Raw genomic sequence first — 20,800 nt, 5'->3', positions numbered from 1 at the left:
TGGAGGCAAGCAAATGAGCGGCCCGTACGGACCGAACGACGCCCCTGGCACAGGGGAGGGACGCAACGATCCGACGCAGCAGTGGGGCAGCGGTCAGCCCGCGCCCGGCGGCGCTGTTCCGGGTCAGCAATGGGGTGGGCAGCCGCAGCAGCCGGCGCCGCCGACCGCGCAGTGGGGCGACCCGCAGCAGCAACAGCCCCAGCCGGGCCAGCAGCCGTGGGGGCAGAGCCAGCCGCAGCAGCCGGTGCAGGGACAGCAGTGGGGGCAGAGTCAGCCGCAGTGGCCGCAGCAGGGCCAGCCGCAGCCGGGGCAGCCGGACTGGAATCAGAGCCAGCCGCAGCCGCAGGTGCAGCCGGGCGCGCAGACCTGGGGGCAGAGTCAGCCGCAATGGCCGCAGCAGGGACAGCCGGACTGGAACCAGCAGACCGGGCAGCCGGGCCAGTGGCCGCAGCCGGGTCAGCCCGGTCAGCCTGGCGGTAAGAAGAAGACCGGCCTGATCATCGGTGGCGTCGCGGTGCTGCTGGTGGTGCTGGGCGGCATCATCGCCGGTGTGCTGTTCCTGACCGCCACCGACAAGCTCGACAACAAGGCCGTGGCGACCGGGGTGCAGAAGGTGCTCAAGGACTCCTACGGTATCGAGGACGTGGCCGATGTGAGCTGCCCGTCCGGCCAGAAGGTCAAGGTGGACGCGACCTTCGAATGCCAGCTCAAGGTGGGTGGCGAGAACAAGAAGGTGACCATCAAGGTGACCAAGGACGACGGCACCTACGAGGTGGGTCGCCCCAGCTAGGCCGGCTCTCGGGACTCTCAGAGACAAACCCCTGAAACCCGGATTCGCCTCGGCGTGAAAAAGCTTGGCCCGGCTGTGATTCGAGAGAATCGCAGCCGGGCCTTTCTGTGTCCGAAGGTATTTCACGCGTCTCGCTCGGGAGGGCTATCCCACCGAGTCGGTCCGTGGGTCGGCGGTCAGTGCTTCGCCAGGGCGGAAATCAGGCGCTTGACCGGACTTTCGGCGTTGTAGGCGACGGCGAGGGCTTGCAGCGCCTCCGGGTCGGCGGGGGTGTAGGGGAGCAGGTCCGGACCGGAGAATTCGACGGTCGCGTCCCGGACCACGCGGACCACCGGGGCGGCGGCCCTCAAATAGTCGTCGGCGGCAACGAGTTTCGCGCGCACGCCCTTGGCCAGGTCGGAGTCGGGGTCCGCGGCGGCGGCCCGCAGCGCCTCCACCGATCCGAAGCGGGTGATGAGCTGGGCGGCGGATTTGTCGCCGATACCGGCCACACCCGGCAGACCGTCGGAGGCATCGCCGCGCAGGGCGGCCATATCGGCATAGGCCGGGCCCGCGATCGCTTCCGGCACACCGTATTTGGCCGACACCTCGGCCGGGCCCCAGAGCTCGGCCTTGGCCAGGCCACGGCCCACATAGAAGACGCGGACCGGCGGCGTGGGCGTATCGCGCACCAGTTGCAGCAGGTCGCGGTCGCCGCTCACCACGATCACCTCGGTATCGCGTTCGACGGTCGCGAGGGTGCCGATCACATCGTCGGCCTCCAGCCCCTCGGCGCCGGCGGTGGCGATCCCCGCCGCCGCCAGCACCTCCATGATCATCTCGACCTGGGGCGTGAGGGTGTCGGGAACCTCCTCGGCCACCGATCCCGCTGCGGCAAGGGCGGATACCTCCGCCGCCACCCGGTGCGCCTTGTACGACGGAATCAGCTCCACCCGGAACTTCGGCCGCCAATCCAGATCCAGGCACACCACCAGGCGGCTCGGCGAATGCTGTTTGACCAGCGCCGCCACCATATCGGTGAACCCGCGCAACGCATTGACCGGTCGCCCGTCCGGCGCGGTGATCTTCTCCGGAATCGCATAGAACGCGCGGAACCACAGACTGGCCCCGTCGAGCAGCAGCAGCGGACCGGCGGCAGGAGTGCTCATGGAGTCCGACACTACCGCGACCTGGGGACATTCCGGGTCTCCGGCCCCGGGGGGCCACGTTGGGCTGCGCCCGGTTTGCCCGACCGGGTAACTTGGATCGACATGAGCTCTCATGACGAGTCACGGTTCGCGGCACGGATCTACGGGGCGCGGTTGGAGCGGGCGGCGGAACTCGCCCGCATTGCCCACCTCGACGCACTGCTCATCACGCCGGGGCCGGATCTGCGGTATCTGATCGGGTCGCGGGCGCAGTCCTTCGAGCGGCTCACCTGCCTGGTGATTCCGGCGAGCGGCGAGACGCCCTCGGTGGTGATTCCCAAGCTGGAACTGGCTTCGCTGAAGGATTCGGCGGCCGGGGAGCTCGGGTTGCAGGTGGTGGACTGGGTCGACGGGGTGGATCCGTATCGGATCGTGAAGAGCATTCTGAATGCCGGGGCGCGGACCGCGGTGGATGACGCGATGCCGGCGCTGCATCTGCTGCCGATCGCGGATCATCTGGGGGCGCTGCCGGTTTCGGCCACCCCGGTGCTGCGCGAGCTGCGAATGTCGAAGGACGCCAGCGAGATCGACGCTCTGCGGCGGGCGGGCGCGGCCATCGACCGGGTGCACGCGCGGATGGGCGAGTGGTTGCGGGCCGGGCGCACCGAGGCCGAGGTGGCGGCCGACATCGCGGCGGCGATCGTCGAAGAAGGCCATACCGCAGCGGCTTTCGTGATCGTGGGCAGTGGCCCGCACGGGGCCGATCCGCATCACGAGGTGTCGCAGCGGGTCATCGAACCCGATGATGTGGTGGTCATCGATATCGGCGGGCCGGTCGAGCCGGGCTACTACTCCGACTCCACCCGCACCTATGTGCTGGGCGAGCCCGGGGAAGAGGTCGCCGAGCAGATCGCGATCCTCGAGCGCGCCCAGGCCGCCGCGGTCGCGGCCGCGCGCCCGGGCGTCACCGCGGAATCGGTGGACGCCGCCGCCCGTGACGTGCTCACCGCAGCCGGTCTGGGCGAGTATTTCGTGCATCGCACCGGCCACGGCATCGGGCTGTCGGTGCACGAGGAGCCCTACATCGTGGCGGGCAACGACCTGGTGCTGGAGACCGGGATGGCGTTCAGCATCGAGCCGGGCATCTACTTCCCGGGCCAGTGGGGCGCGCGCATCGAGGACATCGTGGTGGTCACCGCGGATGGCTGCGAATCGGTCAACAAGCGCCCGCACGGGCTGACGCGACTCTGAGCGACCGTGGGCCGTCCGCCGGGGCGGCCCACCCGCGCCGGTCAGCTACCGCTTGCCGCCTTCGGTTTGAAGCCGCTGCTGGACAGGACCTTTCCCACGGTGATGGCGATGACCACCCGGGTCGGGTTCTCGCGCGGCTGCCGATAGCGGCCGGCGTACCGCTCCACCGCCTCGGCTACCGAATCCGCGTCGTCGAGGACGGTGGCTTTGCCCTCCAGGGTGATCCAGCGCGCGCCGTCGACCTGGCTGACCGCCGCATACCCGGAGCGGCGCACATTGCGGACCTTCACCGACGCGCCGTCACAGATCACCCGCGCCACCCCCGTCTCGGCATCCCAGGTGAACCCGACCGCGACCACGTGCGGGGTGCCGTCGGCGCGCAGCGTGGTGAGGGTCGCCAGGTGCCGCTCGGTGACGAATTCGGTGGCGGCGGGAGTCAGCCCGGGGCGGGTGGTGGTGGTCGTCATGGACACGACGCTAGCAACCGGCGGTCACGACACGCTCGCCACGCGGGCCTTCGCGGCGCGGATGGCAAACTGTGGGCCATGGCATTCGGATCATCACGAGACGTCGACGCGGGCGTCATTCTGCTGTTGGGTGGGCGCAGCGAGATCGGGCTCGAGGTGGCTCGGCGGCTGGCCCCGGGGCGGGTGGTGATCCTGGCGGCGCGCCGCAGCGACGAACTGGAGAAACAGCGTCGTGAGCTGATGACCTCCGAGGCCGCCGCGGTGCACTGCGTGGAGTTCGACGCCGACGATCTGGGCAGCCATCAGCCGCTGCTGGAGAAGCTCGTCGCCGAGCACGGGCGGATCGGCGTGGCGGTGCTGGCGTTCGGGATTCTCGGGGATCAGGCTCGCGCGGAACAGGATCCGGCGCACGCGGTGGCGATCGTGCACACCGACTATGTGGCACAGGTGAATATGCTCACCCTGCTCGCGAACCTGTTGCGGGAGCAGGGCGATGGGCAGCTGGTGGCGTTCAGCTCCATCGCGGGGATCCGGGTGCGGCGGGCCAACTATGTGTACGGATCGGCCAAGGCCGGGCTCGACGGCTTCGTCAACGGTCTCCAGGATGCGTTGCACGGCAGCGGAGTTCACCTGCTGCTGGTGCGCTCGGGATTCGTGATCGGCCGGATGACGGCGGGCATGGAGCCGGCGCCGCTGTCGAGCACCCCCGATCAGGTCGCCGACGGGGTGATCGCCGGGCTGTACAAGCGGACCCGCATCGTCACGGTGCCGCGTGCGCTGAAGCTGGTGTTCTTCACCATGCGCCTGGTCCCGCAGTCGCTGTGGCGGCGGGCTCCCCGGTGACCGGTCATCCGATCGTCGTCGTCGGTATCGGGGCCGACGGCTGGGACGGCCTCGGCGGCGGCGCGCGGCGCGAGATCGCGGCGGCGCAGGTGCTGTTCGGTTCCGCCCGGCAACTGGAGCTGGTGCCCGTGCAGGCGTGCGCGGCCGAGCGGGTGGCGTGGCCTTCGCCGCTGGTGCCCGCGCTGCCGGGTCTGCTGGAACGCTTCGCCGGGCGGCGCATGTGCGTGCTGGCCAGCGGCGACCCCATGTTCTACGGGATCGGCGTGACGCTCGCGCGCCTGGTGGGGGCCGAAGCCCTGCGCGTGCTGCCGCAGCCGTCGTCGGCCTCGCTGGCCTGCGCGCGACTGGGCTGGGGCTTGGCGGGAACCCCGGTGGTCAGCGCGGTCGGGCGGCCCCTGGAAACCGTGCTGCCCGAATTGGCCGACGGCCGGCGGATTCTGCTGCTCAGCTCCGATGAGCGCACCCCGGGCCGGCTGGCGGAACTGCTGGCGCGCAACGGCTTCGGCGAATCGCTGTTGACGGTGCTCGAACAACTCGGCGGGCCGGGGGAGCGGATCTACGACGGTATCGCCGCCAAGTGGAGCCATCCGGCCGGTGACGCGCTCAATATCGTCGGCATCGAAGCCGTTTCCGACGCCGACGCGCCGCATCTGAGCCGCGTGCCGGGGCTACCGGACACGGTGTACGGGGGCGACGGCCAGCTCACCAAGTCCGAGGTCCGCACGCTCACCGTGGCCGCGCTCGCCCCCACCCCCGGGGAGCTGCTGTGGGATGTCGGCGGCGGTTCGGGCACCATCGCCATCGAATGGTGCCGTACCGATTCCTCGTGCCGCGCGATGACTTTCGAACAACGCGAGAGCCGCCGCGAGCAGATCACCGCGAACGCCACGCGGCTCGGCGTGCCGGGCATCGGGGTACGTGGTGAAGCCCCGGCGGCCTTCGCCGACCTGCCCGCCCCGGACGCGGTCTTCATCGGCGGCGGCCTCACCCAGGACGGCATGTTCGACGCCTGCTGGGAACGCCTGCGCCCCGGCGGTCGGCTGGTGGCCAATGCGGTGACCGCCGAATCCGAGGCGCTGCTGACGATCCTGTCGGTCAAACACGGCGGCACGCTGCGCCGGTTCCAGATCTACCGGGCCGAACCGCTGGGCGACTTCACCTCCTGGCGTCCGCAACTGCCCGTCACCCAGTGGTCGGTGGTGAAACCCCTCACTCCTCGTTGAGCCGCCAATCATCGGGCAGGCCGATGACTTTCGCGGAGGTGCCGGTCGCCTCGATGGTGACCGACGCCGAGCCCAGCCGCAGATCCGCCAGCCGCACCGTGCCCGCCCGCTCGGGCAGTCGCGGCGCGATGGTGAGGGTGCGGTTGGGCGCGTCCGGTCGCAGGCCCAGGAACGACCGCATCAGCAGCAGTGGCGCCGCGCTCGCCCACGCCTGCGGCGAACACGAGGTGGGATACGGTACCGGCGAACGGAATTCGGTCCGGGCGAAGCCGCAGAACAGCTCCGGCGGGCGCGCCCCGTACTCCAGGATGGCTTCGAGCAGCCCGGTGGCCAGATGTTCGGCCAGCCGCAGCGCCCCCGGGATGTGCCGGTAGCGCAGCAGCCCGGCGACCACGATGGCGGTGTCGTGCGGCCACACCGAGCCATTGTGGTAGCCCATGGGATTGAATCGACCGGCCCTGGAAGAGAGTGTGCGCAAACCGAATCCGCTGTTCATATCGGCGCCGGCCAGGCGCTCGATCAGGGCCGCGGCCCGCTCGTCCGGCACGATCCCGGTCCACAGGCAGTGGCCGGGATTGCTGGACACGGCATCGACCTGTCGTTTCCCGGCGTCCAGCGCGAGCGCGTAGCAACTTTCGCGCGGCATCCAGAACGCCTCGTCGAAGCGGCTTTTCAGCTCCTGGGCGCGGGCGCGCAGGCGGGCGGCGGTCTCGTGATCGCCGAACGCGTCCGCCAGTTCGGCGCGGCCCAGCTGAGCGGCGTAGGTGTAGCCCTGCACCTCGCAGAGCGCGATCGGCGGTTCGGCGAGCTGCCCGTCGGCGAATCCGATGGCGTCCCAGCTGTCCTTCCAGCCCTGATTCGCCAGGCCGCGATCGGTTTTGCGCCGGTACTCCACGAACCCGTCGCCGTCGCCGTCACCGCAGGTGTCGAGCCAGGTCAGTGCCGCGTCGGCGGCCGGCAGCAGTTCGCGGATCGCGGCCGGGTCCACGCCCCAGCGCAGGCATTCGGCCAGCAGCATGACGAACAGCGGCGTGGCGTCCACGCTGCCGTAGTACACGCTGCCCCCGAGCACCCGTTCGCTGCCGGGACCGTAGCGCCGTTCGTGCATGATCCGCCCCGGCTCCTCCTCGGTGACCGGATCATCCTGTGTGCCTTGTAGTTTCGCCAGTTGCCGCAGGGTACCCACGGCGAGGGCGGAATCCAGCAGCAGGGCCATCCACGAGGTGAGCAGGCTGTCGCGGCCGAACAGCGCCATGAACCAGGGCGCGCCCGCCGCCACATACGCGGTGCCGTCCTCGGGATCGTCGAGCCGCAGCGCCCCCAGATCGGTTTCGGTGCGCTGCAAGATGGTGTTCAGCCCGGCTCCGCTCGCGGTGAGCGCGGTGGTGGTGGCGCGCCACTGCCGGATCTTGTTGACCGGGCTGTCCTCGTCGCCGGCGTCGAATTTCATCGGCGCCGCATGGTGTTCGACGATGGGCTGGCACCATACGACGGTGTGCCAGGACCCGTGTGCGGGCACCAGGATCTGCCAGGACAGCGAGCCCGGCTGGATCTCCGGTTCGCCCTCGGCGGTGATGGCGAGTTCACGCCCGGGGCCGCCGCGCCCGGTGAGCCGTAGCGCTCCCTCCGAGACGCTGTATTCGCAGCCGTGCCCATGTCCGCGGCCCTCCTTGACCGCGAACAGATCCGCGAAATCGGCGTCGGCGGTGAGGGTTACGGTCATGGCGGTGTCCTCGGCGCCGAGATTGTGCACCGTGATGGCCTCGCGCATGCCCTCGCCGATCATGCGCCGCCGCTGCACCAGCACGGTGGCGTCGGCGACGCCGTGCGGTGGCGGTTTGCGCGCCACGAACCGTGCCCGGAAGGGATCGCGCAGCACCACCGAAAGCTGTTCCGGCGGTTGCCCGTCCAGCCGCAGCTCCCAGCGGGTGAGCACCCGGGCATCGCGGTAGAACAGGCCGTGCGCGGTGCCCGGGTGAATGTCGCCCAGCTGGTCGGAGAGGCAGAAGGTGCTCGCCTCGACCAGCGTGATGAGGCCGGTGCCGCCGTCGACGGGGGTCGGCGGCCCGGCATTCAGCACCGTCACGGGCGGACGCTCGGCAGCTGGGCGTCGCGCGGCACGGTGATGGTCGGCCGGTGGCGCTCCGCGGTGCGAATAACGGTGTGCGCGGCGGGTTTCGGGGTCTTCGAGATGGCCCGGAAGTAGGCCGCTTCGTAGCCGGCGGCGAAACGGTCGGTGGCGAAGAGCCGCTCGACCCGTTCCCGGCAGGCGTACGGATCGATCTCGTCGATGCGGGCGATGGCCTCCGGCAACTCCTCGGGATCGTCGCAGATGAACCCGGTGACGCCGTGCTCGATCACCTCTTCCACCGCGCCGCCGCGCAGGGCGATCACCGGCGTGCCGCACACCATGGACTCGATCATCACGATGCCGAAGGGTTCCTCCCACTGGATGGGGAACAGCAGGCAGCGCGCGCCGGCCAGCAATTGCCGCTTGGCGACCGCGTCGGCCTCACCGAACACGTCGTCGGTGGAGGTGAGCAGCGGGCGCACGAACTCGTCGAAGAAGGCGCGCTCGGGAGGCTCGTTGCACTTACCCGCGAGGATCAGGCGCAGGCCGGCGGCGTGCGCGGCCTCGAGCGCCAGGTGCGGGCCCTTGTAGGGCGCGTACCGGCCGAGGAACAGCGCGTAATCCATTTTCTCGGTGCGGAACGGCCATTCGTCGGGCCGAATCGCATTGTGTACCCGGCCGATCCAATTCAGGTCCGGAGCCAGCTCACGCTGCCGGTCGCTGATCGCCACCAGCCGGACACTGCGATCGAATGCCTGGTAATACTCGTGCATTTCGGGATCCACCGGGCCGTGCACGGTGACGACGGTCGGAATGCCGAGCATCCGGTAGGCGGCGGCATTGACCGGTCCGGCGAAGGTGTGGTCGTGCACCACATCGATCGGATCCCGCTGGTGCAGTTCCTCGATCACCCGCCACGCCTTGAGCGTATTCACGATCTCCGGATACGGCTGCCCCAGTTGATGGGTGAGCAAATCGTCCCAGATACGCACGAAGTCGGCCTTCGTCCCGGCGCGTCCCGCGCCCAGCAGCGTCACCCGATGCCCGTGTTCGACCAGCTCATCGGCGAGCGCGGCGACCACGGCCTCGACGCCGCCGTACCCGGCGGGCGGAATATCGAAATACGGCGGAGCCACCAGGACAATATGGAGAGAATTCTTTTCCGCACCGTTCGTCATGGGCGGTTCAGGATTTTCGAGATTGCCCAGCAGATCGAGCGTATTTCGAAGAGAAGAATTGCGCGAAAGCTTGTTACTCATTTCAAAACTCCTCGTCCTTGAGGTTGAACTGAGCCAAACTGCCCTCCACACTGTCACTACGCCAGGCGTGCAGCAAGGACGAATGTCCCCGCCACCGCACTTCGTGATCAAATTGTTATATGCATGTTTATGTCCCCCGTAAAAGGGGTACCTCCACTATTCCCCTTCTAGATATTTCGGCACGATACCGCCGATTCTGCCCTTGATTTCGCCACGACAACCGTTGATCGGCGGGGACGGCCGCGCCGGCCACCGCCCGCCCCGTGTCCAAGCGCCTGCTCGTCGCCTTCGCGACCCTCGGCCTGGATCCGCAATGCGTCGAGGGCATGACCTGGGGCCCGGCCCTGCTCGACGGTTCTCGATCCCTGATCCTGTTGTCGGACAACAACTTCGGCCTGGTCGGCAAAACCGCCTTCCATCTGCTCGCGGTCGGGTAGCGAGGCGTTCACGTTCAACAGTGAGTGCCGCGGGTGCGCTCAGGGTGGTGTGCGCACGCGGCCTTCAGGTTTCGGTTACCGAATGTGGGGCCCATAAGGTAGGAAGTGGGGCGACAAGCTGGACCTGATGAGGGGAACTGACGATCGTGCACATCGAAACCGCTGCCGTGGCGGAGGACCTCGGCGATCAGGCGGCCGCCGCGATCGCCCTGGTGCGGGCGAAGGCTCAGGATGCTCGTTTCGGGGCGTTCGCCGCTCGCCGGCCCAGCCAGGGTGGGAAGTACATCCAGGTCAACCGGGTGGACAGTAACGGTCACATTCTGGCCGGCGGCTGGACCTTCCTGGTGGATCTGGCCAAGCAGACGGTCGTGCGGACCGTGGTCACTCCGGAGAGTTTCGACACCAAGGCGGCGGTCCGTAACGGCCGTTTCTGCTGACTTCGGCCGCACCGGTTCGGGCCGGTGGTTCATGTGGGCTTCGCCGTCGCCCTGTCAATGCGGCGGCGAGGGCTCGGGTGGGAGTTTCGCGTCGGGGTGGCGTAGTGCGGTGATGATCGCCAGGGTGGGGGCGCGGCCGGCTTCGGTGTGGTCGAGCATGGCGTATTCGGCGAGGCGTTCGTTGCCGGAGGTGATGGCGTCGATGAGGTGGTGGTGTTCGTCGAGCTGGGCGGCTACGGCGCGTTTGGTGGTGATGAAGAAGAGCCACGCCATGCGGGCCAGGATGGTGCGCATCAGCTGGGTGAGCAGGGAGTTGCCGGCCAGCTCCACGATTTCGCCGTGCAGTTTCGCGTTGGCTTCGGCGATGCGCAGGGGGTCGTGAGATGCGATGGCCGCGTTGGATTCTCGGAGGGCGGCATGTAGGGGGGAACTGTCGGCGCCCTGCTGGATGCGGGCCGCTGCGAGTCGCGCGGCGAGGGGTTCGAGGCCGATGCGGATGTCGAAGAGTTCCTCGACGGCGGTGCGGTCCCAGGAGCGGACGACGGCGCTGCGGCGCGGGCTGGCGCTGACGATGCCGTCGAATTCGAGGAGGGCCAAGGCTTCTCGGACCGGAAGCCTCGAGGTGCCGAGCATCTCGGCCAGCCGGGCCTCGGGGAGTTTCTGGCCTTCGGCATAGACCCCAGTGATGATGCTGCGGCGAAGATCGTCGTAGATCCGTCGCGTTTGGGAGGTGTCGTCGATCGCTGGTGGCGACGATCGGTGATCTGGGGGCATCGGGTCAGTCTACGAAGCGGTGGGGCGGGGTGCCGGATACGGCTGTCGCTGCCCTTCAGGTGAGCGGGTCGGACCGCCTCGTCTTCGATTTGGTAGACCGAATTCCTTCCCGCGGGTGGCGGCTGGAGGGTGTTCGGATTCGCTCGGAAACCGTTGCACGTGGCCGTAGCTGGGCAGTGACCGCGTGATTTGCGCAGTCTTGCTGCGTATTTGACACGAGCAGCTTGTGAAATGGTTCACCAACTCGAAACATGCGGAACACAACCGAGATACGCGCCCGGCAGATTCTGTATACCGAATGCTGCGAGGCAAGGAGAGTTCGAGTTTGACCGGCTACCTTCTGCGCCGTCTGATCCAGGCGGTGATCACCGTGTTCGCCGTGGTCTCGCTGGCCTTCGTACTGGGCCGGCTCACCGGCAGTCCGGCGGCCTCGCTGCTGCCCGACACCGCCAGCGAAGCCGATATCGCGGCCTTGAATACCAAGCTCGGCTTCGACAAGCCGCCGCTGACACAGTATTTCGAGTACCTGCGCGGGATCGTCAGCGGCGATTTCGGTGACTCCTACCGGCAACAGGGCACCTCGTCGATGACGATCGTGCTGGAGCGGCTGCCCGCCTCGTTGCAGCTCGGGGTCGTCGGATTCCTGATCGGGGTGGTGCTGGCCTTCGCCGCCGTGCTCACCGTGCATCTGAGCGGGTTCTGGTCGCTGCGCGGAGTCATGCTCGGGCTGGGCGCGGCGCGACTCGCGGTGCCGGACTTCCTGTTCGGGCTGCTGCTGGTGCTGGTGTTCTCGGTATCGCTGGGCTGGCTGCCGTCGCTGGCGGGCGCCGATCCGCTGGCGATCGTGATGCCCGCGGTGACCATCGCGACCGGGCAGTTCGTCGTTTACTCACGGCTGCTGGACAATTCGCTGATCACCGAGAGCGCACAGGATTACGTGCGCACCGCGTATGCCCGTGGCGAGCGGCGCTCGACCGTGCTGTTGCGCGAGGTGCTGCCCAATGCGCTGCTGCCCGTGCTCACCGTTTCGGGCATCAATCTCGGCACCCTGCTGGGCGGTCTGGTGATCGTCGAGGCGGTGTTCGCCTGGCCCGGACTGGGGCAGCTGATGCTCACCTCGGTGTTCGGCCGCGATTTCCCGGTCGTGCAGTCCGGGCTGATCGTCATCGCCACCATCTTCGTCGTCGTCAACCTCTGCGTCGACATTCTGTACGGCTTCGTCGACCCGAGAGCGAGAGTCCGATGATCCCCGCCGCCCTCAAACGCTTCAAGTCACCGCGAAATGCCTTCGCGCTCATAGGTTTCGCCATGATCGGCACGGTGGTGGGTTTCGCGCTGCTCTACCCGCTCACCTCGGGCTACGACCCGTACGCGCAAGAGCTGGCGCAAGCGTTCACTCGTCCCTTCACGACCGCGCACTATCCGCTGGGCACCGACTCGCTCGGCCGCGACCTGGCCAGCCGGCTGGCACTGGCCGGCCGGATCACCCTGGTGCTGGTCGTGGTCATCGTGACGGTCAACGCCGCGATCGGGGTGGTCGTCGGCACCGTCTCCGGCTATTTCCGCGGCCCCCTGGACAGCCTGCTCATGGGCTACGCCGATGTGCAATTGGCGGTCCCGATGAGCCTGGTCATCCTGGCGCTGTCGGCGGTGCGCGGACCCAGTGTCGGACTGATGGCCACCATTCTGGGCCTGACGTTCTGGGTCGGTTACGCGCGCGTCGCCCGCTCGGTCGCGTTGGGCCTGTCCGCGCGCGATTTCGTCATCGCCCCGCAATTGCTGGGCGCGGGCCCGGCGTGGGTGATGCGCAAACACGTGGTGCCCCATGTGCTCGTCCCGGTCGGCATTCTCGCCGCCGCCGATCTCGGAAATGTGATGATCATGATCTCGTCCTTCGACTATCTCGGTCTCGGAGTCCAACCACCCACGCCCAGTTGGGGTCTCATGATCACCGACGGGCAGAAGTACGTGCGGCAGGCGCCGTATCTGACCATCGTCCCGGCGGTCGCGTTGCTGCTGGTGATCGCCGGAACCCTGTTGGTCGGTCAGCGTTTCGCGGCAGCGGGACAGGGACTGCGGCGCACGGTGCGCAGGCCGATCGCTCGCACCGAAGGCCGTGCCGGGGCGGTGGCGGCATGAGCGGCACCCCGCTGCTGGAGGTCTCGGATCTGACCGTCGGATATGTCGATGCGGACGGCCGCCGTGTCGTGCTCGTCGACTCGGTCAGCTTGCGCCTGGACGCCGGTGAAGTCCTGTGTCTGGTAGGCGAATCCGGTTCCGGCAAATCGGTGACCATGCTTGCCGTGCTCGGCCTGCTCACCCCGCCGTTGACGATCTTCGGCGGCAGTATTCGCTTCCGCGGCCGCGAACTGGTCGGCGCGGATGACGAAACTTTGCGCCGATTGCGCGGCGCGGAACTCGGCATGGTCTTCCAGGATCCGATGACGTCGTTGAATCCGGTGCGCCGCGTGGGTATCCAGATCGAGCGTGCACTCGCGGTTCATCAGCGCCTGGATGCCCGCACACGCCGCCGCCGCGTCGTCGAACTGCTCACCGATGTGGGAATCCCGCAGCCCGCGCAACGCTCTCGCGCCTACCCGCACGAATGGTCGGGCGGTATGCGCCAGCGCGCGGTGATCGCCATGGCGATGGCTAACGATCCCGCGATACTCATCGCCGACGAACCCACCACCGCGCTCGATGTGACGATTCAAGCCCAGCTGATGGAGGTGCTGGCGCAGGCCCGCGAACGCAGCGGCGCCGCCATGGTGCTGATCACCCACGATCTGGGACTGGTGGCCCAGCATGCCGATCGGGTGGCGATCATGTACGCCGGTCGGATCGTCGAATCCGGCACCGTCTGGCAGCTGTTCGACGATGCCGCGCACCCGTATACCCGTGGGCTGCAACGAAGTCTGCTCGGGCAGGCCGGTGAGGAGGCTCGCGCCTACGCCATTCCCGGCGCTCCGCCCGCGCCGACCGCCCGTCCGGCCGGATGCGGGTTCGCGCCGCGCTGCGAGTTCGCGGGCAAGAACAGCGACTGCGATGCCACCGCGCCCGCCTTGGTCGCGTTCGGGGCCGGCCGCGCCCTCGCCTGCCCGCCCGCACTGGAATCCACTCTCGTCGGACAGGACGCCGCGTCATGAGCACAACCGTCGACAAGAACATTGACGAGGTCATACGCGTAGAGGGGTTGGCGGTCACCTTCCGCAGCCGCCGCGGGCTGCGCGGTGAACGCAGGCTGCGCGCTCTCGACGGCGTCACCTTCGCCGTGCGCCGCGGTGAAACCTTCGGCCTGGTAGGCGAATCCGGCGGCGGCAAGTCGACCCTGGTGCGGACGCTGTTCGGAATCAACACTCCCAGGGCGGGTTCCATTCGCGTGCTCGGCCACGATCTGGCAGCGTTGAGCGCGCGTGAGCGAAGAGCCTTGCGCAACCGCGTTCAGCTGGTCTTCCAAGACCCGTACTCGTCCCTCGATCCCCGCATGACCGCGCACGATATCGTCGCCGAGCCGCTGCGCATCACCGGCGGATATTCGCGAGACCGCGTCGTCGAACTGCTCGCCCAAGTCGGTCTCGGGCAGGATGCGCTGACCCGCCGTCCCGCGGCGTTCTCCGGCGGGCAACGCCAGCGCCTCGGCATCGCCCGGGCGCTGGCACTGGACCCGGAAGTGCTGGTGCTGGACGAACCGGTGTCCGCGCTCGACGCCTCGGTGCAGGCCCAGGTGATCAACCTGCTCCAGGATCTCCAGGAACGCCTCGGGTTGTCGTATCTGTTCATCGCCCACGACCTGTCGGTGGTGCGGCATCTGGCCGACCGGGTCGCGGTCATGCATCTGGGCAAGCTGGTGGAGATCGGTGCGACCGAGGAGGTTTTCACCCGGCCGCGCCACCCCTACACCCGGGCGCTCATCGCCGCCGCGCCGATACCCGACCCGCACCGGCGGGACCGCACCGCATCGGCCTTGATCCGCGGCGAGATGCCCGATGCCGCGAACCCACCGAGCGGCTGCACCTTCCGCACCCGCTGCCCCGCCGCGAAAGAGCTTTGCGCACAGCGTGAACCGGCACTCACACCGATCGGCTCCGACGGCCACACGGTGGCCTGCCACTTTCCGGTACCCCACTGATTTCCGCCCTACCGATGATCGAGGAAACCCCGTGAGATTCAAGATTCCCACCGCGATGGCCGGATTGGCCGTCCTCGCCGCCACCGTGGCGCTGAGCGGCTGCGCGCCCGCGGGCAGTTCGGCCGCGTCGTCACACGAGATCGTGGTCGGTGCGGTCGCCGAACCGGAGAAGGCGCCCGACCCGATCATGGACGGCTCGCTCGCGGGCTACAACTACTACTTCGCGGCCTTCGACCAGTTGGCCCGCTTCGACGCCGACGGCAAGATCAATCCGCTGCTGGCCACGAAATGGGAGCACAACGAGGACTTCACGCGGTGGAGCTTCACCATCCGCGAGGACGCGAAATTCCATAACGGCGAGCCGGTGAAAGCCTCCGATGTGGCGTTCACCTACAACACGATCAAAGCCAACCCCACCGGCGATCCGGCGTCCTATATGGAGATGTTCGAATCCGCCGCCGTCGGGCCGCAGAACACCGTCGAATTCACTTTGAACGCCGCCTATTCGGCGTGGCCGACCATTGTCACCGGCGTCTCGATCGTGCCCGAAGCGGTGTACACCAAGCTCGGTTCCGCCGGATTCGCCGCCGCCCCGGTGGGCTCCGGGCCGTTCGTGTTCGACCATTACACCCGCGGGGTGGAATACGTGCTCAAGCGCAATCCGAACTATTGGGGGACGCCCGCCGAGATCGAGAAGGTGACCTTCAAGACCGTCGGCGATGCCGATGCCCGCCTCAACGGTGTGCAATCCGGCAGCCTGGATATCGCGCTCATCGCACCGAATCAGGTGTCAGCGGTGTCGGGTTCGTCGAGTATCTCGGTGAAAGCCAACACCTCCAACGGGGTGACCTTCCTGGGCATGAACTCCTCGGCGGGGCCGCTGGCGAATCAGAAAGTGCGCGAAGCGATTTCGCTGGCGATCGATCGTGAGGCCATCGTCAAGACCGTACTGGCCGGCCGGGCCACGGTCGACAATCAGCTCGTCGCCCGGAACGTGGGCGGCTTCAACCCGAATTACCCGGCGGCGCAACGTGATCTCGCCAAGGCCAAGCAGCTGGTCGCCGAATCCGGGTACAGCGGGCAGCCGATTCCCTTCCAGTACGCCACCAACGGCCGCATCCCGCTGAGTTCGGAGATCGCGCAGGCCATCCAGGGTGATCTGGCCAAGGCCGGTCTCACCGTCACCTTGCAGGGCACCGATCAGGCCAGCCTGTCGCAGATCATCTACGGCAAGAAGGCCGTGGCGGGTCTGTACCTGAACACCTACGCGCCTTCGACCATGGACGGCGACGCGCCCGTGTCCTCCATGTTCGGCGGCCAGCAGAACGATTACGCCATGCTGCCCGCCACCAAGGCGCTGGTCGCTAAGACCCGCACCGTCAGCGGACAGGCCCGCATCGACGCCTACAGCGAACTGTTCCGGCTCAACGACGCGCAGGCGCTGATCGTCGGGCTGTACACGCCCGACACCAGCTATGCGGTGGATCCGGAACTGCGGTGGACGCCGCGCGCCGACGGCATGATCACCGTGGGCACCGCGAGCTTCGGGAAGGGCTGATCGATCCATGAGCACGCTGCGCATCGGTCAGGTGCGGCCCTGGGGCGGTGACCTTGTCGACATTGTCGTGAAGGACGGAGTGGTGGCCGAGATCACGTCGGCCGCAATCGATTCCATCGCCGATGCCGACGACCGGCTGGACGGGCGGGGGCAGCTGATCCTGCCCGCGTTCTCGGATGTGCATCTGCACCTGGACTCCAGCTGTTTAGGGTTGCCCGTCCGCCAGTACACGGGGGAGCCGGGGCGCTGGGGACGGATCATGAACGACCGCGCGCGCTGGCGTACGGCCGAGCGTTCCGTCGCCGAGCGCGCCACGTTCGCCCTCGCCGTCGCGATCGCCAACGGGGCCACTCGAATTCGCACCCACGCCCAGGTGGATGCCGATTCCGGGCTGGAGAAGTTCGAGGGTGTGCGGGCGGCGCGTGACCGGTACGCCGACTTGGCCGATGTGCAGATCGTCGCGTTTCCGCAAGTGGGCATCCTGCTCGAGCCGGGCGTGCCCGATCTGCTGGACGCGGCGCTGCGCGAAGGCGCCGATCTGATCGGCGGCATCGATCCGTGCGAAATCGATCGGGATCCGGTGCGGCACCTGGATACGGTTTTCGGCCTGGCCGAACGGCATCAGGTCGGAGTCGATATCCATCTGCACGAAGCCGGGGAACTCGGGCTGTTCACCATGTCGCTGATCCTCGATCGCGTCGAAGCGCTGGGAATGCAAGGGCTGGTGACCATTTCGCACGCGCGCAGTCTGTGCGGCGGTCTGCCCGGGGTGCCCGCGACCATCGACCGGCTGGCGGTCAACCAGGTGGCGATCACCCATGCGGCCGGGCCGAAGGGATGGGAGCTGCCGCTGCTCGAGCTGGCCGCCGCGGGCGTGCGGGTGGGGGTGGGTATGGACGGCCAGCGTGACTTCTGGTCGCCCTACGGCAACGGCGATATGCTCGACCGCGCTTGGCAATTGGCGTTCACCAACGGATTCTCCTCCGACCTCGAGATCGAACACGCGCTCGCGGTCGCCACCTGGGGTGGGGCGGGCATTCTGGATCGCGGGCTCGAACCGCTCGACCGGCTCGGTCTGCATCCCGGTTTCGAGCCGGGGGATCCCGCCGAGTTCGTGCTGCTCGGCGCGGCGAATCCCACTGCGGCCGTGATGGATCGGCCCGCCGGACGCACCGTCGTGCATCGTGGTGCGGTCGTTCGGGTCGATACCGATCTGGAGGGTTTCGAGCTGCCCGGACGGTGGGCATGAGCGCGCGGCGCGGTATCCGGGCCGCGCATGTGCTGGGGCATGCGGACGGCGAGCACCTCCTGATCGACGACGGCGAGGTGGTGGTCGAAGGGGATCGGATCGTCTACGCCGGGCCGCGCGGGGGCGGTCCGGCGGTCGAGGAGACCATCGACCTCGGAGCCGCCGTACTGCTGCCGGGCCTGATCGACCTCGACGCGCTCACCGATATCGACCACACGATCCTCGACTCCTGGCAATCCCCGGAGCTGAGCCTGGGCCTGCAATGGTCCCGCGACTACGCCCAGCACCGGCGCCGGGCCGTATTCGACGCCGAGGAACGGGCTTTCATCCGCCGCTACGGTTTCGTCCAACTGCTGCGGCACGGCGTGACGACGGCCATGCCGATCGCCTCCGAGGTGCACAGCGACTGGGCCGAAACCTACGACGACGCCGTCGCCATGGCGGAAACCGCACAGCAGCTGGGCCTTCGGGTATACCTCGGACCGAGCTACCGTTCCGGCGTCAACGTGGTCGACGCCGACGGCACCCGCTCCATCTACTGGAACGAAGAACTGGGAATGAACGGCTTCGCCGACGCCGAACGATTCCTGCGCTGGGCCGCCGACCGCCACTCCGACCTGGTGCACGGCGCGCTACTGCCCTGCCGGATCGAGACGCTCAGCGAAGACCTCATGCGCCGCACAGCGGCACTGGCCGCCGAAACCGGTGTCCTGGTCCGCCTGCACGCCCTGCAAGGACTGCTCGAACGCGAACTCGTCCTCGACACCCTCGGCGCGCCCCCGCTCACCGTCCTGGAACGAACCGGCCTACTCGGCCCGAACCTGTTGATACCCCACGGCATCTACCTCGACTCACACCCCCTGGTCGCGGCCGGCACCTCCACCGACATCGCCACCTTGGCCACGTCCGGCGTCACCGTCATCCACTGCCCACTCACCTCGGCCCGGCACGGCGCCGCCCTCGACAGTTTCGAACGCTACCGCGCCGCCGGCATCACCCTCGCCCTCGGAACCGACTCCTACCCACCCGATCTCGTCCGCGGCATCGATACCGGCGTCACCGTGGCGAAGATCCTGGCACACCGAACCGACGCCGCCACCTACGCCGAATACCTCAACTCCGCCACCCTGGGCGGCGCTCGCGCCCTCGGGCGCCCCGACCTGGGCAGACTCGAACCCGGCGCCACCGCCGACCTGGTCGCCTTCCGCCTCCACGACCCTCTCGACGGTGTCATCGACGACCCGATCCGCACCCTGTGCATGAACAGCACCGCCCGCGCCGCCACCTTCTCCATGATCGCCGGACGAATCACCATGCGCGACAGCGAAATTCCCGGCGTCGACCTGAATGCCATGACCGCCCGCGCCCAATCCCTGTTCGACCGCATGCGCGCGGCCTACTCCGAACGCGACTACCGGCACCGCCCCAGCGCCGACCTGTTCCCACCGTCGTTCCGCAGACTCACCGGGACCGAGATCGGGTAAATGCGCAATTGGTATACGCCGACGTCACCGCGACGGAATGGTCAGTGCGGCTCGCTCTTTCCGCGGAGGTGTTCGACGACGAGGCTGCGGACGGGTTCGACGTCGGCTAGGAGACCGTGCCCCGCACCGGGCAGAATCACCGTGTGCGCCCCGGCGCGCCGCGCGACTTCGGCGGCCGCCTCCGAATCATGCACCTGGCTCGCTCCGGCCAGGGCGACGAGGGTCGGGACCGGCAGATGCGTGAGCCCGTCCGGCAGGCGGGGATGAACGATCGGTGAGGCCGGGAAGTGGGCGGCTCCGTGCGCGAGCAGGTCGAGGTAGGCCTCCAGATGCGCCGGCCCGCCGCCGGGGGCGCCCCCTGCCAGCATCGCGCGAGCATCCTCGAAAGTCGGGTGCGGGTCGCGGTTGCGGCCCAACTCCTGGAACTCGGGGCTGAGCCCGGCGAAGACCAGGGGCGGATCGAGCAGGACCAGTCGCCGCACCCGTTCGGGATGGGCGAGTGCGAACCGGAACGCGAGGTGCCCGCCGAGGGACTGGCCACACAGGTCGGCGGCGGGTAGGCCGAGCAGATCGAAAGTTTCCGCCAGCCAGTCCACGAGATCATCCATGCTGTTCAGGGCGGCGCCGGTGTGTCGGCTGCGACCCGGCTCGCCGATGGTGTCCACGGCCCGCACGTGATGCTCCGCGGCCAATGCGCCGATGACCGGGTACCACATTCCGGACGTGCCGCCGTATCCGTGGAGCAGGACCAGCGACGGTGCTGCGGGTGGGCCCGCGGACGTGACTCGCGTGGTTCCGTACCGCCCGGGAAGATCCACCGTCTCGGCCGGCACCGGCCAATTCGCCATCACCGCGTCGTAGGCCGCGAAGTATGCCGTCTCCAGCTCGGGGTCGGCGAACGTGGTCATCGCGCACTCCCGCCTCGAAGTGGCCTGGGTCGAGTCATTTGCGCCACCCTTTCCAAGTCACCTGTATTATGTCAGATGTATGGCAAAAATAACGGGGGTGCATGTTGCCGAAACAAGTCGACCATCGAGAACGCCGCGAAACCATCGCACGCGCGCTGTGGCGGGTGGTGGAACAACAGGGCTGGACCCGCGCGACGATGCGCGAGATCGCGAATGCGGCGGGCGTCTCCCTCGGCCAGGTCCAGCACTATTTCGCCTCGCGGACGGCGATGCTCGAATTCGCGATGGAGTTCGCTGCCGAACAGACCTCCCAGCGCATCGCCCAGAGCCTCGACCGACTCGGCACACCCCCGCACCCCCGAGAGGCACTGCGGGTGACGCTCATGGAGATGCTTCCCCTGCACGCCGACGCCCGCGCCACCAGCCGGATGAGCGCCGCCTACACTCTCGAAGCACTGCACGACCCAGACCTGCACGAACGGGCCCGACTCGGACTCCGGAACGGCAGAGCACTGACCGAACGCCTGATCCGGCAAGCAATCACGGAGGGCCACATCCCACCGGATCGTGATCCGGTCATAGAGACAAACCTGCTGCTTGCACTGACCGGCTTCACTCCACTTCTCGACCTCGACGTCATCGATTCCGACGCCGCATCGGCCGCGATCGACTACTACCTCGACAGGCTCTTCGACGGCACATCGCAATATCGCGGCCGGTGAGGTGGGAACTTGCGGTGCACGCATTATTCCTTCCCGGCACTCGTCGACGATGTGGTGTTCGGCGCCGCGAA

General features: G+C 68.2%; 19 protein-coding genes and 1 pseudogene. 14 read left to right on the top strand and 6 right to left on the bottom strand.

Annotated elements, in window-relative coordinates; genetic code table 11:
- Positions 1-13: 13 nt before the first annotated feature.
- Positions 14-790, top strand: coding sequence for a DUF4333 domain-containing protein (locus NI1_RS18165; protein WP_067821733.1), 777 nt, complete (start codon positions 14-16; stop codon positions 788-790).
- 176 nt (positions 791-966) lie between these two features.
- Here the strand turns inward: NI1_RS18165 and NI1_RS18160 are convergent, their stop codons facing one another.
- Positions 967-1,938 carry a 5'-3' exonuclease gene (locus NI1_RS18160; RefSeq protein WP_067822597.1) on the bottom strand — a complete coding sequence of 324 codons (972 nt, stop codon included), beginning with the start codon at positions 1,936-1,938 and terminating at the stop codon, positions 967-969.
- 102 nt (positions 1,939-2,040) lie between these two features.
- On the opposite strand from NI1_RS18160, the gene NI1_RS18155 reads away from it, so the two are divergent.
- Positions 2,041-3,168 carry a M24 family metallopeptidase gene (locus tag NI1_RS18155; RefSeq protein WP_067821730.1) on the top strand — a complete coding sequence of 376 codons (1,128 nt, stop codon included), beginning with the start codon at positions 2,041-2,043 and terminating at the stop codon, positions 3,166-3,168.
- A 41-nt stretch (positions 3,169-3,209) separates the two neighbouring features.
- Here NI1_RS18155 and NI1_RS18150 read toward each other — a convergent pair whose 3' ends face one another.
- Positions 3,210-3,635 (bottom strand): PPOX class F420-dependent oxidoreductase, encoded by a 426-nt coding sequence (locus tag NI1_RS18150; protein ID WP_067821727.1) that lies wholly within the window; start codon positions 3,633-3,635, stop codon positions 3,210-3,212.
- A 78-nt stretch (positions 3,636-3,713) separates the two neighbouring features.
- On the opposite strand from NI1_RS18150, the gene dprE2 reads away from it, so the two are divergent.
- Positions 3,714-4,478, top strand: a complete 765-nt coding sequence (dprE2, locus tag NI1_RS18145) for a decaprenylphospho-beta-D-erythro-pentofuranosid-2-ulose 2-reductase (RefSeq protein ID WP_067821725.1) — start codon at positions 3,714-3,716, stop codon at positions 4,476-4,478.
- Entirely contained in the window at positions 4,457-5,701 is a 1,245-nt protein-coding gene (locus tag NI1_RS18140) for a bifunctional cobalt-precorrin-7 (C(5))-methyltransferase/cobalt-precorrin-6B (C(15))-methyltransferase (protein WP_067821722.1), read from the top strand. Before dprE2 ends, NI1_RS18140 begins: the two co-directional genes overlap by 22 nt.
- Here NI1_RS18140 and NI1_RS18135 read toward each other — a convergent pair.
- The gene (locus tag NI1_RS18135) at positions 5,688-7,787 is read right to left on the bottom strand and encodes an amylo-alpha-1,6-glucosidase (RefSeq protein WP_067821720.1); all 2,100 of its coding nucleotides are present in this window, start codon (positions 7,785-7,787) and stop codon (positions 5,688-5,690) included. The genes NI1_RS18140 and NI1_RS18135 overlap by 14 nt on opposite strands.
- Positions 7,784-8,950 carry a glycosyltransferase family 4 protein gene (locus NI1_RS18130; RefSeq protein WP_067821717.1) on the bottom strand — a complete coding sequence of 389 codons (1,167 nt, stop codon included), beginning with the start codon at positions 8,948-8,950 and terminating at the stop codon, positions 7,784-7,786. Before NI1_RS18130 ends, NI1_RS18135 begins: the two co-directional genes overlap by 4 nt.
- Before the next feature lie 338 nt (positions 8,951-9,288).
- Here NI1_RS18130 and NI1_RS37235 point away from each other — a divergent pair.
- Together NI1_RS37235 and NI1_RS18125 are read left to right on the top strand one after the other, a co-directional pair.
- Positions 9,289-9,468: pseudogene (locus NI1_RS37235) on the top strand (esterase-like activity of phytase family protein); the annotation flags it as partial.
- A gap of 146 nt (positions 9,469-9,614) precedes the next feature.
- Complete coding sequence (locus NI1_RS18125; protein ID WP_067821714.1) at positions 9,615-9,905, top strand: hypothetical protein; 291 nt, start codon at positions 9,615-9,617, stop codon at positions 9,903-9,905.
- A gap of 54 nt (positions 9,906-9,959) precedes the next feature.
- Here NI1_RS18125 and NI1_RS18120 read toward each other — a convergent pair whose 3' ends face one another.
- Positions 9,960-10,679: a GntR family transcriptional regulator gene (locus NI1_RS18120; protein ID WP_084523371.1), complete on the bottom strand. Its 720-nt coding sequence runs from the start codon at positions 10,677-10,679 to the stop codon at positions 9,960-9,962.
- 325 nt (positions 10,680-11,004) lie between these two features.
- On the opposite strand from NI1_RS18120, the gene NI1_RS18115 reads away from it, so the two are divergent.
- Genes NI1_RS18115 through NI1_RS18085 form a run of 7 tightly spaced genes read left to right on the top strand, consistent with a single transcriptional unit; the run spans position 11,005 to position 19,099 of the window.
- Positions 11,005-11,925, top strand: coding sequence for an ABC transporter permease (locus NI1_RS18115; protein WP_067821711.1), 921 nt, complete (start codon positions 11,005-11,007; stop codon positions 11,923-11,925).
- Complete coding sequence (locus NI1_RS18110; RefSeq protein WP_067821708.1) at positions 11,922-12,818, top strand: ABC transporter permease; 897 nt, start codon at positions 11,922-11,924, stop codon at positions 12,816-12,818. The genes NI1_RS18115 and NI1_RS18110 overlap by 4 nt, the downstream gene beginning before the upstream one ends.
- On the top strand, positions 12,815-13,825 hold the full coding sequence (locus NI1_RS39380) for an ABC transporter ATP-binding protein (RefSeq protein ID WP_067821705.1): 1,011 nt from the start codon (positions 12,815-12,817) through the stop codon (positions 13,823-13,825). Before NI1_RS18110 ends, NI1_RS39380 begins: the two co-directional genes overlap by 4 nt.
- Positions 13,822-14,808: an ABC transporter ATP-binding protein gene (locus NI1_RS39375; RefSeq protein ID WP_067821703.1), complete on the top strand. Its 987-nt coding sequence runs from the start codon at positions 13,822-13,824 to the stop codon at positions 14,806-14,808. The genes NI1_RS39380 and NI1_RS39375 overlap by 4 nt, the downstream gene beginning before the upstream one ends.
- Positions 14,809-14,839: 31 nt before the next feature.
- The gene (locus tag NI1_RS18095) at positions 14,840-16,366 is read left to right on the top strand and encodes an ABC transporter substrate-binding protein (protein ID WP_067821700.1); all 1,527 of its coding nucleotides are present in this window, start codon (positions 14,840-14,842) and stop codon (positions 16,364-16,366) included.
- A 7-nt stretch (positions 16,367-16,373) separates the two neighbouring features.
- A complete protein-coding gene (locus tag NI1_RS18090) occupies positions 16,374-17,615 on the top strand; it encodes an amidohydrolase family protein (protein WP_218026767.1) in 1,242 nt (413 codons plus the stop codon).
- Entirely contained in the window at positions 17,612-19,099 is a 1,488-nt protein-coding gene (locus NI1_RS18085; protein WP_067822586.1) for a chlorohydrolase family protein, read from the top strand. Before NI1_RS18090 ends, NI1_RS18085 begins: the two co-directional genes overlap by 4 nt.
- 41 nt (positions 19,100-19,140) lie before the next feature.
- Here NI1_RS18085 and NI1_RS18080 read toward each other — a convergent pair whose 3' ends face one another.
- A complete protein-coding gene (locus NI1_RS18080) occupies positions 19,141-20,007 on the bottom strand; it encodes an alpha/beta fold hydrolase (protein WP_067821697.1) in 867 nt (288 codons plus the stop codon).
- 101 nt (positions 20,008-20,108) lie between these two features.
- Between NI1_RS18080 and NI1_RS18075 the strand changes: the two genes are divergently transcribed.
- Complete coding sequence (locus NI1_RS18075) at positions 20,109-20,729, top strand: TetR/AcrR family transcriptional regulator (RefSeq protein WP_245663275.1); 621 nt, start codon at positions 20,109-20,111, stop codon at positions 20,727-20,729.
- The last annotated feature ends 71 nt before the right edge of the window (positions 20,730-20,800 follow it).

The organism is Nocardia inohanensis NBRC 100128 (genome assembly GCF_001612945.1).
GTDB classification, from domain to species: Bacteria; Actinomycetota; Actinomycetes; order Mycobacteriales; family Mycobacteriaceae; genus Nocardia; species Nocardia inohanensis.
This window is presented reverse-complemented; position numbering and strand designations above follow the sequence as displayed.

What these genes read in the sequence shown, in the direction of transcription:
- NI1_RS18155 (WP_067821730.1), top strand. Translation starts at nt 2,041, where the DNA reads ATGAGCTCTCATGACGAGTCACGGTTCGCGGCACGGATCTACGGGGCG.
- NI1_RS39380 (WP_067821705.1), top strand. Translation starts at nt 12,815, where the DNA reads ATGAGCGGCACCCCGCTGCTGGAGGTCTCGGATCTGACCGTCGGATAT.
- NI1_RS18130 (WP_067821717.1), bottom strand. Translation starts at nt 8,950, where the DNA reads ATGACGAACGGTGCGGAAAAGAATTCTCTCCATATTGTCCTGGTGGCT.
- NI1_RS18165 (WP_067821733.1), top strand. Translation starts at nt 14, where the DNA reads ATGAGCGGCCCGTACGGACCGAACGACGCCCCTGGCACAGGGGAGGGA.
- NI1_RS18090 (WP_218026767.1), top strand. Translation starts at nt 16,374, where the DNA reads ATGAGCACGCTGCGCATCGGTCAGGTGCGGCCCTGGGGCGGTGACCTT.
- NI1_RS18075 (WP_245663275.1), top strand. Translation starts at nt 20,109, where the DNA reads ATGTTGCCGAAACAAGTCGACCATCGAGAACGCCGCGAAACCATCGCA.
- dprE2 (WP_067821725.1), top strand. Translation starts at nt 3,714, where the DNA reads ATGGCATTCGGATCATCACGAGACGTCGACGCGGGCGTCATTCTGCTG.
- NI1_RS18080 (WP_067821697.1), bottom strand. Translation starts at nt 20,007, where the DNA reads ATGACCACGTTCGCCGACCCCGAGCTGGAGACGGCATACTTCGCGGCC.
- NI1_RS39375 (WP_067821703.1), top strand. Translation starts at nt 13,822, where the DNA reads ATGAGCACAACCGTCGACAAGAACATTGACGAGGTCATACGCGTAGAG.
- NI1_RS18085 (WP_067822586.1), top strand. Translation starts at nt 17,612, where the DNA reads ATGAGCGCGCGGCGCGGTATCCGGGCCGCGCATGTGCTGGGGCATGCG.
- NI1_RS18120 (WP_084523371.1), bottom strand. Translation starts at nt 10,679, where the DNA reads ATGCCCCCAGATCACCGATCGTCGCCACCAGCGATCGACGACACCTCC.
- NI1_RS18160 (WP_067822597.1), bottom strand. Translation starts at nt 1,938, where the DNA reads ATGAGCACTCCTGCCGCCGGTCCGCTGCTGCTGCTCGACGGGGCCAGT.
- NI1_RS18110 (WP_067821708.1), top strand. Translation starts at nt 11,922, where the DNA reads ATGATCCCCGCCGCCCTCAAACGCTTCAAGTCACCGCGAAATGCCTTC.
- NI1_RS18150 (WP_067821727.1), bottom strand. Translation starts at nt 3,635, where the DNA reads ATGACGACCACCACCACCCGCCCCGGGCTGACTCCCGCCGCCACCGAA.